This is a genomic window from Paludibaculum fermentans (assembly GCF_015277775.1).
GTDB classification, from domain to species: domain Bacteria; phylum Acidobacteriota; class Terriglobia; order Bryobacterales; family Bryobacteraceae; genus Paludibaculum; species Paludibaculum fermentans.
Genome location: NZ_CP063849.1, coordinates 7,299,242 through 7,314,815, shown reverse-complemented (window position 1 = coordinate 7,314,815; position 15,574 = coordinate 7,299,242). Strand labels below are relative to the sequence as shown.

The 15,574-nt window shown below is 63.5% G+C and carries 14 protein-coding genes; 2 read left to right on the top strand and 12 right to left on the bottom strand.

Annotated elements, in window-relative coordinates:
- Positions 1-257 precede the first annotated feature (257 nt).
- Together IRI77_RS29030 and IRI77_RS29025 are read right to left on the bottom strand one after the other, a co-directional pair.
- On the bottom strand, positions 258-1,328 hold the full coding sequence (locus IRI77_RS29030; RefSeq protein WP_194448464.1) for an IS110 family RNA-guided transposase: 1,071 nt from the start codon (positions 1,326-1,328) through the stop codon (positions 258-260).
- Between the two features lie 74 nt (positions 1,329-1,402).
- Positions 1,403-1,774, bottom strand: a complete 372-nt coding sequence (locus tag IRI77_RS29025; RefSeq protein ID WP_228486374.1) for a hypothetical protein — start codon at positions 1,772-1,774, stop codon at positions 1,403-1,405.
- 81 nt (positions 1,775-1,855) lie between these two features.
- Between IRI77_RS29025 and IRI77_RS38190 the strand changes: the two genes are divergently transcribed.
- Entirely contained in the window at positions 1,856-2,179 is a 324-nt protein-coding gene (locus IRI77_RS38190; RefSeq protein WP_228486373.1) for a hypothetical protein, read from the top strand.
- Positions 2,180-2,750: 571 nt separating this feature from the next.
- Here IRI77_RS38190 and IRI77_RS29015 read toward each other — a convergent pair.
- From IRI77_RS29015 to IRI77_RS28990, 6 genes are all read right to left on the bottom strand, one after another.
- A complete protein-coding gene (locus IRI77_RS29015; RefSeq protein ID WP_194448461.1) occupies positions 2,751-4,430 on the bottom strand; it encodes an RHS repeat-associated core domain-containing protein in 1,680 nt (559 codons plus the stop codon).
- A complete protein-coding gene (locus tag IRI77_RS29010) occupies positions 4,414-5,187 on the bottom strand; it encodes a hypothetical protein (RefSeq protein ID WP_194448460.1) in 774 nt (257 codons plus the stop codon). The genes IRI77_RS29015 and IRI77_RS29010 overlap by 17 nt, the downstream gene beginning before the upstream one ends.
- A gap of 71 nt (positions 5,188-5,258) precedes the next feature.
- Positions 5,259-6,521 (bottom strand): hypothetical protein, encoded by a 1,263-nt coding sequence (locus tag IRI77_RS29005; RefSeq protein ID WP_194448459.1) that lies wholly within the window; start codon positions 6,519-6,521, stop codon positions 5,259-5,261.
- A gap of 7 nt (positions 6,522-6,528) precedes the next feature.
- On the bottom strand, positions 6,529-8,034 hold the full coding sequence (locus IRI77_RS29000) for a hypothetical protein (protein WP_194448458.1): 1,506 nt from the start codon (positions 8,032-8,034) through the stop codon (positions 6,529-6,531).
- Positions 8,035-8,376: 342 nt separating this feature from the next.
- Complete coding sequence (locus IRI77_RS28995; protein ID WP_194448457.1) at positions 8,377-9,138, bottom strand: ankyrin repeat domain-containing protein; 762 nt, start codon at positions 9,136-9,138, stop codon at positions 8,377-8,379.
- Positions 9,139-9,746: 608 nt separating this feature from the next.
- Entirely contained in the window at positions 9,747-10,148 is a 402-nt protein-coding gene (locus IRI77_RS28990) for a YciI family protein (protein WP_194448456.1), read from the bottom strand.
- 510 nt (positions 10,149-10,658) lie between these two features.
- On the opposite strand from IRI77_RS28990, the gene IRI77_RS28985 reads away from it, so the two are divergent.
- Positions 10,659-11,489: a hypothetical protein gene (locus IRI77_RS28985; RefSeq protein WP_194448455.1), complete on the top strand. Its 831-nt coding sequence runs from the start codon at positions 10,659-10,661 to the stop codon at positions 11,487-11,489.
- A gap of 84 nt (positions 11,490-11,573) precedes the next feature.
- On the opposite strand, the gene IRI77_RS28980 is transcribed toward IRI77_RS28985, so the two are convergent.
- The 4 genes from IRI77_RS28980 to IRI77_RS28965 form a co-directional block, all read right to left on the bottom strand.
- Entirely contained in the window at positions 11,574-12,236 is a 663-nt protein-coding gene (locus IRI77_RS28980) for a hypothetical protein (protein WP_194448454.1), read from the bottom strand.
- A 34-nt stretch (positions 12,237-12,270) separates the two neighbouring features.
- On the bottom strand, positions 12,271-13,164 hold the full coding sequence (locus IRI77_RS28975; RefSeq protein ID WP_194448453.1) for a terminase large subunit domain-containing protein: 894 nt from the start codon (positions 13,162-13,164) through the stop codon (positions 12,271-12,273).
- A gap of 110 nt (positions 13,165-13,274) precedes the next feature.
- The gene (locus tag IRI77_RS28970; protein WP_194448452.1) at positions 13,275-13,742 is read right to left on the bottom strand and encodes a hypothetical protein; all 468 of its coding nucleotides are present in this window, start codon (positions 13,740-13,742) and stop codon (positions 13,275-13,277) included.
- Positions 13,743-13,955: 213 nt separating this feature from the next.
- Positions 13,956-15,185 carry a hypothetical protein gene (locus IRI77_RS28965; protein ID WP_194448451.1) on the bottom strand — a complete coding sequence of 410 codons (1,230 nt, stop codon included), beginning with the start codon at positions 15,183-15,185 and terminating at the stop codon, positions 13,956-13,958.
- Between the last annotated feature and the right edge of the window lie 389 nt (positions 15,186-15,574).

Below are 15,574 nucleotides of genomic sequence, written 5' to 3'. Positions count from 1 at the left end.
TGCCCGTTCCCCTGTCGACGTCCCCAGCTTCAGGTTGGACCATCGCCGAATGCCGGCGTGGCCAGACATCCATTGGCCACATCCGTGCCCGTCTCGGGCCTTCGCGGAAGATTGAGTTTGGACTACCGGCCGGCCTCAAACAGCCTGTGTGGCGCATCCGGACCTTGCGGCCCCTTCGCGCAGTCACCAGTTTCGGGAGGAACGGCCGGTGCTGGCTCTCATCAACAGTGGATTCTTTGTTCGTTCTTCAATGGTTGTTATTGCGCTGGCATTGCAACCTGCTCCTCCAGGCATCTGCTTTCTTTCTCCGCGATCGCGCGCGGCTGGAATTGCTGGCCGCTGCGATCCACCGCCAACAGGTAGGCCACCAGCTTCCGAGCCACGGCCAACGTGGCTCGGTTGGGATTGCCCCGGTTCTTTTCCCGTTCGTGCACCAGTTTGAGCTGCGGGTTCCACAGCGGGGCCACCTTGGCGGCTTCAATCAAAATCGTCTGTAAATGTTTGTTGCGCTGTTTCGAAATCGGAGCCCGCTGCTCTTTGCCGGCCGAGCTGATCTGTGCGCTCGTCAGCCCGCAGTAACTGAGAGCATGCCCCACCGTCGGGAACCGGCTCGGTTCCCCTACCTCCACCGCCCAGGTCAATGCCAGAATCTCTCCGACGCCGCGGATGCTCCTCAGCCGCTCGACTCGTTGCTTGAGAAGCGGATTGCGCAAAAGGCCCAGCACCAGCCGCCGTTGCGCCTCATCGAATAGCTCGGCAGCCCCGCGACTGATCTTCAGCAGATCTTTCACGGAATCGGGCACTTCTTCGACAGTCTCCAGCAAGTCTCGGAAATAGCCGGCTTGATGGAGCTTTTCTTTGTTGTACTCGGCCCCCACTTCCATCAGCAGGCCCGCCGTCTTGTTCTTCATGCGGACCGCCTGGCGCACCATCAAACTCCGGTAGCGGAGCAGACGGCGCAGTTCCCGCAACTCCGGTGGCGCCATGTAGCATACCGGCAGGAGGTTGCATCGCAGCAGGTCCGCCAGCATGCGGGCATCGACTTTGTCGTTCTTCTTCTTGGAAGCAGAAATCGCCTTCAGCATGGCCGGGTGCGCGACCTGAAGCGACTTGGCATGAGGCAGCAGGAAGTCGTAGATCCAGCCCGTAAACAAGGTTGCCTCCATCGCCCCACACCAAGGTTTGGGGAGTTGGCGCAGCCAAGCCTCCAGGGATTTCCGTTGTGTGCTCACCGTGCCCTCGGCGACGATGGAGCCGTCGACAAGTTTGAGGCAGTAGCTGATGGTCTTCTTGTGCACATCGAGGCCGAGATAGTACAAGCTATTCATGGGGGTTCTCCTCGTTTCGGTTTCTGAGCCGGCTTCACGCCGGTCTCAGCATTTTGCCGCAGGAAGCCCCCTACTTATTCATTCAAACAGCCTGACCCGTCCCAACCGAGTTTTGCTTGAGAATTCGGCATGTCCATCTGCACTTTATCATCAGAATGCCCCGGATTGCCCGATGCGTTGCGCCCGGCGCGGTCCACCACATCACCCAGCGCGGAACCGCGCGCCAACTCGTTTTTCTTACTCGAGCCGATCGTCTGGTTTGTCTGGATCTCCTGCGTGAGCAGGCGGGCTTTGCGTCCGTCTCGGTTCTCGCTTACTGTTGAATGCCCAACCATATACACCTGATTGCGGTCCCTCCGGAAGAGGACTCCCTGGCCGTCCTCTTCCGGCGTGTCCATGGCCGGTTCGCGCAGTATTTCACTGCCCGGCGCTCGCGTTGCGGGCATCTCTGGCAGAACCGTTTCTACTCCTGTCCCATGCGGCCCGCGCATCTTTGGACTGCAATCCGTTATGTCGAATCAAATCCCATGCGGGCAGGCCTGGCGGAACAACCAGTGGACTACGAGTGGTCGAGTGCGGAGGCGCACCTCAGCGGCCACGACCGTCGCCGGCTCCTCGATATGGAGTTCTTCCGACAGTCACGGGGAGTCGAGAATTGGCTTCAACTGCTCGGGATGCCGGTGCCCGAAGCTGACTATCGCCTCCTTCGAAAATCGACACACGCCGGGCAAGCTCTTGGGGATGAGTCATTTCTGGAGAGCATTCGCTTTCAGCAGCAGGCTCGCAAACCGATGACAGGCGCGGTGGCCAGCGACCATCCAGGGGAGGAGTTGACCTTGGCTGCCGGCTGATGGGCGGGATAAGGAGGTTTGCGCTCTGCTTCGCTGCGCGCGGAGTCGTACGGCGATGTCATGATTCCCGGAGGTCACAATCGCGGTGGGCCGCGTCAGGCAGTCCCCCTCGCCTGCGGCTCTGATCACCGCGAGCGGCCAGCGGCGCGACGGCGCCGCCCCACTCGAGGAGTTTACATCTCATCCGCCCATGTTCCCAGCCCAAAAAAACTCCAGGTATACCCCGAGCAAGCATGCGGCGATGCCCAATATTAATCTTAGTAGGCCACCAAATGTCACACGTGAGGACTCACCGCCGGGCACTCCCCTTATTACAGACACCATGCGCCAAAGGATTTGGAAGCAGGTTACGACGATCCATGCCAGTGACGAATAGAGAACCGCCCAAAAGCTGATCAGAAGGGGAAAGAGAATATGAGCGAGGATGCCGGGTGTGGGTTTGAGGATCAACACCAGGGCCGCAAACACGAGCAGAAAAGGAACCGAGGTCCACCACCATATTTCGAGCCGAGACGGATTGGTACTGTTCGGAGTTGTCAATCTGGGCAAACCGGTGCCGGCCATAGTCGATTTACCAAACCGGTCCACAGGCTTGGGGCTTCGCGAGATAATAGTACGCACTTCGCATCTTCCCCGCCTTCAGATCAAATAGATACTGCGCGGTCATGTTGAGTGCTGTCGGACTCGGTGCAAGATCTCCGGCAATGTGCGATACCGATGGCGCACCGCCCGGCCAGAACTTGTACTGATGACCCGAAGCGTATGAGTCCTGAATCATATGTAACGCCAATGTCGTAGCAGCTTGATCACCGCCTAGCGCTCTCTGAGTGGCGCCGCCGAGAGCGTCGATAGTGCCTCCGTGGGCTTGTCCACAACCCTCATGTCCTCCTTCGGTGACGCCCGCCATGGCGTGCCAATGCGCATGCGTAGGATCTGTTCCTTGCGAGGTTTTCAGTCCGCCACGCCAGTCAACAGCCATCACACCGTATGAGAGCCTCAAGGCCGTCAATGGATCTAATCCAGCCATCATCGCGCCGAAATAAGTGAGTTGATGGTGCACAGGGCCTTCATAGCTGAAGATCATCCCTCCCGTGCTGCCCCCACCGTAGACGTCACCGCCAGCACCACCGAGCCCAGGCGTGCTACCCCACGGACTCGCATTACCCAACCCGAAGTTATTGGTTGGGTTATAGAAGGACGCTCCTCCTGCCTCAGGTCCCCAGATCGCAGCGTCCGCCCCGTTTCCAGCCAAAGAACCGATCCACGCGCCCAGCGGCCCGCCGAAGAATCCGCCGATGATTGATCCGAGGAAGCCAAAGATGCCTTCTCCCGTTGGGTCCGTGTAGGAGAGCGGATTATTGCTGACATAGGCGTACCCATTCCAGGTCTGCGGACTCGCCGGGTCTGCTCCGGCGTTCTCCGGGTCCACGCTCACGAACCGTCCTTGCTGTGGACTATAGTACCGTGCATGGAAATAGTCGAGGAAGTTTTCGGTGTCACGCTGCTGGCCGGTGAATTTCGGATTGAAGCCATCTGGCCCGGACTGGTAGCCCATCGCGGTGGTCCGTCCCCCGGTACCGGCCCACAGTTCCTCCCCGTACGGCGTGTAGTCGTAGCGGCGAACTGCGTTCCCGTTCGCGTCAGTCACCAAGCGCGTGCTACCAATTTGGTCGACAGAGACGTAGCAGGTTGGCGTCCCACATCCAACCGGAGCGCTACCCGCCCCGGAGTATTCCGCAGCCAGATTTCCGAACGCATCGTAGACGTAGGTCGTCGACGTAGCCCCAGCCACCGAGGCAGTGCAGGTCTGCGTACCCGCCGGGCACGTGATTTTCTGAACCCGCTGGCCTTCACCGTCGTAGACATAGCCCGTACTCGACACCTCCGTGCCGCCACCGCCCAGTTTCGCCGTGATCATGCGGTTCTCGGCGTCATAGCTGTAGGTGTAACTGCCAATCGCGGTCTGATTGCCGTTGCCCGACGGATCGTACGTCGAATTGTTCACGCCGAGACGGTTCCGGGCATCGAAGTTTGACGAGGTAGTCGGAGTGAAGGGGGAAATGGCGTAGCCGGACGTCTTCGATGTGTCGGGGTCAACGTAGCGGTTCCCCGCGCTGTCGTAGCCGTAGGCCCGCTTCCAACTACCGGTGCCTTCGTTCGCGGTGGAGATCCTGGCCGGCACATCGTGAGTGTAGTTCCGCGTGAGGACCTCCTCCGGCCCGCGCCGCCGCCCCTCAATGCGCCTGGGCATCGGGCTTCGGCTTTACTCCACATTGCAGGGTGGCCGCATCACAACACAATCCTGTCACAGCATCGACTGCACAGGTATCCGTGCCACGGGCGGATTCGAGCAACCGTGCGGGTCCGGGTCCTTGCGTCCGGGCCGGTAGCGCCGGGATGTCCTCAGCCAACCGTGCGTGCATCAGCGTGCTGAGCAGTGACGAGCCCAGAACGTAGTCCATCACCCGCACCTGGGCAGAAGAGTCCGCCGCGTCCGGCTCGAAGAGGAACATCGACTTGTATTCGCGTTCGCGCCCATGCGCGGATACCAGAACGGTAACCGAGACCCAGGACTTTGGCTGCCAGCCGAGCTCCTGGAAAGCGTGACGAAACGTTGTATTCCACTGAGATCGGTCTTGGCTGGAGTTCCCATACACGGCGGCGGCGGGCACCCAGCTACCGACGTGGACGGTGCTGCCAAGATGCTGGGTCACCTGAGGCGCCGTCCGGAAATTCCACGTCCCGGGAACGCAGGGGAGCACGTCCTCGAGTGGTACGGTTACCTCGCCGGAAATCAGTTTATCCAGCAACTCCGGGATTGAGCCCTGGTGTATGTCTTTGAGACGGATTTCCAATTCCGCCGCAGCAGACTGGCCATCCGATTCCATAATGGAATTCACTCGGGACGCGAGGACCACGGAAGAGTACGTGGCACGCACGGTTGCCTCCTCCCTGGACATCGCGTTCAGCGCCGAACAAAGGCACAAAGGCATGAGCATCACCGCCATCCCGAATGCCTCTCGCTGTTTCATTTGCCGACTCTCCTTTCTATTGGTTCCGATTTAGACGCAGTTGCCGCCTAGCGCGGCGCAGGATGCCTGGCCAGATACTGCTGGATCAACTCCAGCCGCATTCGAGGAGTGGCCTGCTCGGCTACGGCATCGGCCCCACCTACCTGCGTCCCGGAGGCCTTTGGGAACTCCAGCGCCACGAAACTGGAGCCGCTCGGCCAGTACGCGACATAGAGGCCGGCGGACTCGATGACTCCGACGTTCTGGCCCGCGACCACGCCCTTCCGCTCGACTCCCTCCGGCACCCAGCTCCGCACTTCTCGCACCAGGCTGCCCTGCTCAGTCTCAGACACACCCACCCAAACGCGTGCCTGGGACACCTCGACATCGCGGTGGGGCGCGGTGCGGAGGTAGCGCACCATGTACATCATGGGCATCCCTTTCTCGGTGATCGTGCACTCGCCCATCGGCACGAGTTCCGCGACCGGCGTCAAGACCAGGGCTGCCGCGCGTTGATGCCGGGCGGTCCACTGCCCCTGGAATAGTTCAGGATCCAGCATGCGCAGGTTCTTCAAGCAGGTTTCCGAGGCTGCGCCGTTGTCAATCTGCCGGCACAACTCCTTCCCGGCCTGGACTTCCTCGACAGTGCCCGCACGGCGAAAGGCGGCCCAATAGAGATTGAGTTCACGGCATTGCCGCCGGAGCGAAGCGTCGCCGATGCCTTCGCACCCGCGTGGATCGTCCAGCACGGGAATCAACGGAATGCGCAACGCGCGCGTCGTTCCGAAATAGACACAGTTCGCATTCCACGACTGCCTGCACGGATGCACGAACTGCACCGCGAGTGGAAAGTAGGCCCGGTTGTTCCACGGCCGGTCCGGCGCGGAAGCGAACGGGCGCCGGTAGGCCGCCTGGTGCATGGGGGCATTCGAAACTTCGAATGAAAGGTCTTCTCCCAGCGGGACCGCTCCGCCTTCGCCGGACTGCTCGCGCTGCCGCCCCTGCGCCGGCGTCAGGAAGGCAAGATTGACCGTGAGCCAGTAGGATTCCAGCTCCATCATCGGATTCTCCAACTGGGTCTCCAGCGTGGAGCGGAAGCCAAACTGCCCCTGGCTGACCGTGCGGATGTTCTCGTACCGCAAGGGCTTGCTGCCGCCCCCGCCAAAGGAAGCAACGCCCGCCGTCGCGAGCAGGGTCACATCGACACCCGGCACCGCCTTGCCCGTCACGGCGTCGACCACCTGGCCCGAGATCTCGGGGATCCGGGCGCCCAGCGGCCAGCCCGGCGGCTTGTCCTGCGCGCACAGCGCGCTGCCAAGCACCAGGACCATCCATCCACTACGGTTTGTCCGCATACGCCTCCGTGCACCTCGTCCTGGGAGCGCGCGGATCCACGCGGCAGATCCGCACACCACGAAACAGGTTGCCCTCCTCGAGGACGTCGATCCCCAATCCGGAGCTACCCAGCTTCACGAGTTCGGAATAGTACGCAGCGTGCCTCGAGAACTCCTCCGGCGGAATGATCAACCCACCCGCGCCTACCTCTGCCAGCCGCGGCGTCCACTCCAGGGGCCAACGGACTCCGCCGCGCGCGATCAGGACCATTGCGCTCGAATCCCCGTGGCGATTCCCGGCGCGCTCCGCCAACAGCGCCTGCAGCGGCGACACCGCTTCGGAGCGCAGGAATTGGAAGGAATCAGCCTCTCCGCAGTTGGGGCACGTCTCCCAGAACACACGATACAGTTGCCCGGCGCTGCTCCAAAACACGCGGCCATTGACCGCCGGCGAATTCGGTTGCCGGCCCGCCACGCTGAGCCGGGAGAGGAATTCCCGCGGCAATTTCTGCTTCGCCAGTTCCTCGCCGTAGCTGCGCCCCGGCCCAAGACGGTCAGGGGGCAGTTGAGGATAGGGCCATTCCAGGATGGTGAAGGGTGCCTTGTCTTCGAACCTCAGCAGGTAAGAGGTCTGGGCCGTGGCTCGATCCTTGAGCGATCGCACGCGATCCAGCAGCGGCGCCAGCGCGACCTCTTTTCCGGGAAGGGCGACATATTGATCGCGCACGCAGATCAGGGTCAGCGAGTCGCGATCCGGCGCCCGGTCCATGGGCCGAAACGTGGCGTCCACCCGGTCGAAGCCTACGGTACCGAACGTCCTCAGCAGGGAGGCCAATTCCTCGCCGGCCAGCCGCTCCGCGCCATGGGCATCGCCCTTCTCGTCGCGGTAGAGGATCGTGCCATCGTTGTACACGTTCACCACCTCAACGGCCCCGCGATACGAGATCAACAATCCGCTGCGGTTCGGACAACCGGCGGCCGGGACGGCTCCAGAAGCCGCAGGCGACAGACCGGACAGGTAAAGCGAATGGGGAAATTCGTGATTTCCGCCATAAGTCAGCTCGGCCTTCACGATCTGGTTGAACTTCAACCGTGCCAGGTCGGGTTTGAGCCTCGCATCCGCCAATGCGATTGTCTGCAGGCCGCAGGAGTTCGTTTGGCCCGGTGGCGCGGGACCATCCAGCACCGCCAGAACTTCCACCACCAGGGGACTGGTTCGCACGACGCGCACAACCTGAGTCCAACGCAGCGGCTTTTCGGCTGGCCCCGCCGGCTTGCGCGGGCCAGGTCCCGCCTGGTTCAGGAAGCGTCCCAGGGAGAGGGGCTCAGGCGCGACCAGGAACTCCATCAGCGGCGTCGCGCCGGAAGGCGGCGCAGGGGTCTGCCCGGTCTGCGGGCACGCCGAGCAGGGAACGAGGAGGCCGGAGCCCGGCGGAGTTTGCGCCGGAATCGTCGAGCAAGCGCCCAATATTGCGCAAACGAGCAGATTCTTAACTGGCGAAATCATCATCCTTTCGGATCCGTTTCTGTCCCTATTATGGCCACAGTGCGAAGCTCCCTGCTGATGGAGACTCCCCGTGAGTGGATGGACCCTGGCGGGCGGCCCCCTCGGCGAGCGGAACTTGATCGAGCGGTGGGATGGGTCAGGCGGAAGGTCTTCCTGTTCGATCGCGAGGGAATCGAGGCTAACGGCCGTGGCCCAGTTACCCGAATAGGCAGACTGCGCGGCGTCCCATCTGCGGCGTTGGATTGAGTGGAACGCGGTGGGCCATGCGGGGAAGAGGGCCCCGCCCGTCCCGCAGTGCCCCACTAGCGATGTGATCCTCGGGTCGCCAGTCTCTGGCAGAGCGGCCTATCGCGGCTGGAGTCTGTCGATCTGCTCGCGCACCTGATCGTGGATTGCCTTGTTTCTCTGCGCCTCGCTGCCAGTGATTCTCCGGGCTCCCAGTTCGACCAGCACTCTGGCTGCGGAGTCCTTGTGGTTCGAGATCGCCAACTCCAAGGGGCTGTCCCCAAAGCGATCGACGGCGTTGATGTTCGCACTGATACCCATCAGGTAGCGAATGGTTCGAACATCCCCAGCAGCGGCAGCGCCGTGGAGAGCAGTGCGCCCATCGGTGGGATCCACTCCATTCACTGGAACTCCACGCGACAGAAGGCCCTGAACCGTGCCGAAGTCGCCCCGATAGGCGGCGTAGAGTACGAGGGAGGCAGCATGAGGGGACGCCGCCATCCGGCCGATGAATACTCGCTGCCAGACGCCCTCCGGAAGGCTACCCAATGCGAAGAGCGAAAGGACCAGGCCCAGTGCGATCCACCGGGCCCGCGCAATCCGCCTTTTCCGGAACAGTTGCCAAAGTGTCAGCAGAATCACTGTGACGGTCCAGATGGCGAGCAGGACCGGAAACACGAAAAGAATCGCACCGTACCCGTGGGCCAGGGAAAACCCGACCATTTGCGGTCCCTGCCGCCAGGTCCAAACGGTCTGCTCCCAGATCAGGCGAGCGAAGAGAATGGAGGTACCGGCGGCGAAAAGTACTCCGGCAAGGCCGCCCCACACGGGCATCCGAGAGAGCTCTACCTGGGGGCCTTTCTGGTCTGAGAGGTCATGCATATCCACCTCCGTTCGCGGTTGAATCAGATGAACAAATGACGATTCTAGCTGAATTGCGGGGCCCCTCAGGATGGCCGTAACTGAAAATGACCGTCACGCGCAAGAATTGAAACGCTCGCAGTAAAAAACCCTTTTCGAACGGGCAATCCCCTTTTGCGTTCCTGACAGGGCAAGCTGACCGGCCTTGCAGGGCTGGGGTCGCTCCCCATCGGTCCCATTTCCCGCAAGCCTGGCCCATTGCGCCAAACCGCGGCGTTCCGACCGGGACAGTAGAATCTTGGCCGGATACGGGCTGGCCGTTGGCACACCCCTCCGCTGAGGACGCCCGCGTAGCCCGTCGCTTCGCTCTGGGACTGGGGATGTGGGGGCGGCTTCCTCCGCTTTGGCGGCCCGCAGGGCCATGGGGACTCCCTTGAAGACACGCTGGCAAAGGGTCGCGAGACTGCCTGAGTGGAGCCTTTCGGTGGCTATCCGCTCATTTACATTCGCGGCTCAATTTGCGGCTTCCTCCGGTTTGGCGGGCCTTGGGGGCATGGGGATTCCCTTGCGGACTGCCCTGGAATTGCTCCGCGCATGGGCGCAGTGGGGTTTTCGGCGAGAGTGCCCGGTCAGGAATTACCGGGACCGGCGGAGCCAAATTCCTGCTCCCAGTCCGCCATTTCGTAGAGGGGCCGGATTTCGATGACGCTGGGGCCCGGCATCGGATTCGGGCAGCGCTTGACCCAGGCGACCGCTTCGTCCATGTCCTTCACCTCCCAGAGCCAGTAGCCGGCGATCAACTCGCGGGCTTCGGCGAAGGGGCCGTCGGTGACCGCGCGGCGGGTGCCATCGAAGGCAACGCGCTTGCCGTGGGCCGAGGGCTTGAGGCCGTCGGCCGCTCGCAGGATGCCGGCCTGGCTCAACTCCTCGTTGAACTTGCCCATCTCTTCCATCATCTGCATCGCCTCGGGCGTGGGGTGAAATCCCTTCTCGCTCTCCTCGGTCGCCTTTACGAGTACCATCACGCGCATTGCCTGCCTCCCTGACTGGCCCCATCTCCCGGGCGGCCGGGACCGACCACCCGCACTTCCTCATTCTAGTGCCGCGCCGAGTGGAAAGTTGCGCTCTCCGCGCCATCGCCGCTCGGTCGTATAGAACTCCCCCACGGCGTCTTTCCCCGGCGCTCCGTATCTTTTTTTGATCTAGGGATCCCATAATAGCGGAGGATTGCCATTGAAGAGATGTATCGTATCTCTCCATTCGCTGGGAGTTGCCACGCGAGGCGCTGCATCGACGGACCCGACGCATGTCACGATCACCATCGACAGCCAGAGGCCCCGCGAGGGCGGAGAGCCGAGGGAGGAGGATCATCGCGGACCAGCCTCGGCGCAGGCGGCATTCCCCCCAGGGAGGCGCTGCAACGGATGGAACTCCCGCGGCGGATAGTGGCGGCATCCGACAGACTGAGGAGATTCGGGCCGTGAAATGAGGGATGCGCCTGCTCGACTATCCGCAATCAAAGGCGGATGATATTTGTAGCAATGCGACTGAAATGGGTGACGGCCGGGCTCGCGGCAATTCTAGCGATGCCGGCGATGGCGGGGGATGAGTTAAATCCCAACCTGCTGGAGGAACTGGTCCAGGCGAGTTTTCCCAGGGCGAGTGTCCGGAGCATGCCCGAGAGCCGCTGCGAACCGCGGCCGGTGGAAGCGAGCCGCGGCGGTGCCAGCCGGCCGCTGCTGCCGTGTTTTCAGGTCATCGCGCCGCCAGTCGCCGAGGAGTTGACGGTGGCCACCTCGGTGCTGGACGAGGGACCGCCCGGCTCCCGGCGGTTCGTGCAAGTGGAAACCGTGACGCGGGCCCGGCCGGCGGGCGGTCCCCAATACGTCCTGCTTTTGACCTATACCTTTCCGGATATCGACCACTGCAATCAATGCGGATTCATGGGGAAAGTCGCCCTGTTGACCCAGGAGCGCGGGCAATGGAAGGCGGCGGTGGCTTACCTGGAAGGCTCCAACCTGACGATCGACCGGGGCACCTTTGTCGACGTCACCGGCGATGGGCAACCGGAGTTGCTGGTGGATGCCTCCGGTGGCGCGAATGCGGTTTCGGAGGGCAGCCTGTGGGTCTATGACCTCAGCGGCCCGGCGCTGCGGCTCATGGTCCGGGTCGATACCCGATATGACAGTGTGAATTCGGGCTTCCCGTGGGCGCGGTTCTACAAAACCCTCGACCCGGCCCGGAGCCGCGCGACCGGGGGCAAAGCGCTGGTCTTTCGGACCAGTGTGGTGGTGCGGGATCAGCGCATCTTTGACCCTCCAGAAGCGAAAGATGAGATCGTGCCTTACCCGGCTGCCGGGCAGGGGCAGTAAGGAATGGGCTGAAGGCTGAAGCCCACCCCACATGCGGATGGAGCCGGCCCCATCCACCCGTGCAGTTTGGGTACTGCGGCTTTTTCAAAAGAGCCTCGGTTTGGGGCCTCCCAGGTGGACAGGCAGGGCGTGGTCCCTCTCTCCGACGTAGGGGTGTGGCCGGGCGCTCCAGGCGGCTAAGGCCAGGGCGAAGGCCATGTCGTCCGGGGTTGCGGCTTTGGGATCGCCCAGGCCGCCCAGTTCGGTGTAGAGGTCCGGGAGGTTGGGGAGGCCGGCCGGGATGCGCAGGGCCTGCGTTTCCAACTGGACTCGCAGGTTGTGGAGCAGCGCGCTGCGGGGCACCGAGACCGCATGCGCGAGTTGGCCCACGGATTCGCCACTGGTGATCACGATGGGCTCCAGGCGGACGGGGAGGCCGGCGCGCTGGAGGTGCTCCACCACGGGCATGCCCACGCCCGTGGCGTCGACGGCCAGATGTTTCACGGGCCGGTAGTGAGGCGTGCGGGCGTCCAGGCGCTCCAGGTAGTTCGCAAGGAAGGCCGGGATGTCCGCATAGGGCGTGCGCAGCGGCAGCCGGAAGATGGCGCGGAGGACCAGCACCGTCTCCGTCTTCTGCACGCGGTAGATGTGATCGAACTCGCCCGTGGGCCGGGTGAGGTCTTCCAGACAGGCCAGGGCGGAGGGGTTGCGGCTGAAGCCGAGGTCGAGCCCGAGATGATAGGTGGAGTGGGGGATTGGTTTGCGCATAGGGATTCCCTGGTGAGTGCCTGAAGGGAGGGCTTCAGGCGGCGGGCTCCTCCCATTCCGAGGCGGCCGAACCGGCATCGGGGTCCGGGCCGGACAGCAGGGCTCCGTCGTGTTCGTCGAAGCAGGTCTCGCCCGGGACGACGGCGTGATCGATGAGGTCGCGCGGGATGAGCTGATGCTGGGAGGGTCGGAATTCGCAGAGGTACTCCTGGGCGAAGTCGTGTTCGCCGAGGGCGCGGCGTTCGGCGGCGAGGAAGTCCGGATGGATGCGCGGGCAGGCGGTGGCCTTGACGGTGAAGCGGGCCCAGCCGGCGGCGGGGTCGTGCCATTCGCGGAAGAAGAAGCCGGACTGGCCAGCGGGCGTGGAGAGGAGCCAGAGGCGGCCGTCGGAGACGGCGCGCGTGGGGCGGACGGCGGTATAGACCTCGTCCGGGATTTTGGCCGCCTCGTCGAGGATGAGGAACGAGACGTTGTCGAAGCCGCGGATGTTGCCTTCGCGGGCCGGAAGGCCGATGAGGGCGGAGCCGTTGGGGAGGAGGAGCGAGAGCGGATCGCGAGGGTCGCGGGTGTAAGGGACACCGGCGCGGCGAAGGAAGCGGGCGGCCTTCTGGAGGAAGATCCGGCTTTGGCGGAGAGCCGGGCTCACGCAGAGCGTGAGGGATTCCGGCGCGTTGAAGGCGTGATAGAGGGCCATGAGGACCGTGACGGTGGATTTGCCCCACTGGCGCGTGCAGCAGAGGAGGACGCGGCGGGCGGGGGTATCGAGGACCGCGGTTTGGGCGGGGTCCGGCGTGAAGTGAAAGGTGTCGCGGACCCATTGCGAGGGCAGAGGGGGCGCGGCCGCCCGGGACGGGGCGGGGGCCTGGCTGCCGAGCGGCAAGAGGCGAAACAGCCGGGCGGTTTTGTCATTCCATCTCATGAGCGCCATGGGAGTACTCCATTGGCCTGGAGGGTTTGCGGGGTGGCCGCGGGGCTCGGGCAGCGGCGGAGCGCGGGGCATGGGGGTCTAGTCATGGCGGTGGTTCCCGGTGGCTGGGGTCAGCGGGGTTTGCTCCTGAGGGCCTGGAGGGTGGCAACATCGGCACGGCTGCGGCGCCAGGCGCGGGTCTCGGAGTCCTGGCTGGCGCGGACACAGGCGGTGTCGCGGGCGTCCAGGTTCCGGAAGGCGACGTAGGTGCGGTAAGAGGGGTCGGCGTCGGGGCAGGACTGTTGGACGGTCTCCCAATCGCGCTCGATGGCCACGGTGAGAGCGGTGGTTTCGACGAGGGAATAGCGGGCTTTGCGCCAGAGCTCCTCGGCGATGGCGTCGGCCAAATGCTGCTCAAAGCGGGTTGTCGGGTTGAAGTGCTGGTGGACGTCGTCGCGCAGTGAGGAATAGAGCGACGGATCCTCGATGCACGTGATGAGGTTGTCCGAGGCGTCGCCCGCGAGAGGGCCGGCGCCGGCCGTCTTCGCCAAGCGGCGCGACGGTACAAAGTCTTCCGTAGTCTGACTGAAAATCTGCATACTTGTTCTCCTGGGGCAAGGTTATACAAGACAGTCCCAAAGATTTTGGGGCCTTTTTCCGCAACTGATTGATTCGAAAGGAAGGATATTTTTCGAACGGCGGAACTGCTTTCGGCGGGGAGGGAAAAATGGGCGAGAAGTCGCGGGGAGGGGCTGCAAGCGGCGGGTCTAGACGGCCCCAGGACTGGGCCAACGAACCCTGCCCGTCGAACTCTAAAATGCCCGCTTCGAGGAGGGGGCGGCCGCCGGGCAGACGTAGCTCTTCGCGGAAAGATCCTCCATGGTGAGGGGACGCCCTTCCAGCCCGGTACAGCGCAGCACGTCGTAGGATTTGGTCACCAGCAGGACGAGGTCGTAGGCCTGACCGGGCGGAACGTCCGACCGCCGGGCTGCGATGTCTTCCGGCCGGACGATGCTGAGACCGTCTTTCTGGGTGGCCAGCAGGACCATGAAGGTGGTGGCCCAGGGGAAGCGGGGCGCAAAGGGATCCTCCACAAATGCGAGAGCGCTGCGATCGCGCACTTCTCCCGTCGCCGCTCTGATCCCGCTGTAGGCAAGCTGAATGGCGCGGGACTCTTGCTGGAACTGCGGGAAGCTGATTCGTCCGAGGGTCGCCTGCGAGGCGGTCACGGCCAGAATGAGCGCGAAGGGCAGCGGCTTGAGCCAGGAGGGGGAATGAGGCGTCCGGTTGAACGCGCAGCCGATGGCCACCATCAGCCAGAAGACGGATAGGAACGATGCGTCCAGTCCGCGGGGGAGGATGAACGCCATGGGCAGGAAGCTGACCACGGAGAGAAGGAGGAACAGGAGTTCGCGGAACCAGCGCAGAGCGGCGAGCACGGCGAGGGCGGCCACGAACACTCCGACCGCGGCCGGAGGGGTCCAGGCCACCTTGTCGTAGAAGAGTGCGGAGAGGAACCCGCTCCAATTCGCTCCGAACTGGGTGGCGCTGAGCGCCAGATGGTAGCCGGGCACGCCTTCAATGCCGCCTTGGGCAAGGACCCGGCCAAACACGAACAAGGCGGTTACGCCGGCCACGAGCAACAGGCTGGCGAGATTCCACCACAGGCGACGGGAACCGGGGTCGACGCCCGGCGCGGCTGACCGGTGCTCCAGCAGCAGCAGCACGCCCAGCGCGGCGGGGAGGCTGACGGCAATCTCTTTCGAGTTGAGGGCGGCGGCGGCCAGCAGGAGGATCAGCAGCAGACGGCCGCAGTTTGCGGGGAGAGTCCGGGGCTTCCACGAGGCCGTCAGCAGGGCGAGAGAGTAGCAGGTCACCGCCAGGATGTCGAAGATGACGCCCGTGTTGCAGTACATCCCCCAAAAGGAGCCGTGATAGGCCAGAAACCAAGCCACAGCCAAGGCCCACAGGGTGTTCCCAATGAGGAAGCGGGCCAGCAGGAAGCACAGCGCGGTGTTGATGGCGATGAGGGCAAGGCACACAGCGGAAGGGAAAGGGGTCGAAGTGAAACAGCTCCCAGAGTAGCCGGTAGGCCGCCTCACCCAACGGGCGGACGGGCTGGGCGGGCTGCCAGATGAGAACACAATCGAGCAGCAGTTTGCGCCAGGGCTGGGCGATCGCCCAGTTGAGATTCATCAGGTCGTCATGGGTGAAGCCCTCCCGGCTGCCGCCCCAGATCCACAGGACTGAGTACGCAGCAGCCAGCAGAGCCAGCAGAGTCACCGAATTTCGCCGCAGAAACGATGTCATAAACCGAACCAACCCACCGGAATGGCCCAGCATTTCGCCAGATCCAATCATGCGCACACAATTCCCGTATTCAGCCGGCAGCCGACTGAGGACTGGCCCGGTCTTCAGCGCAGTTGAACGA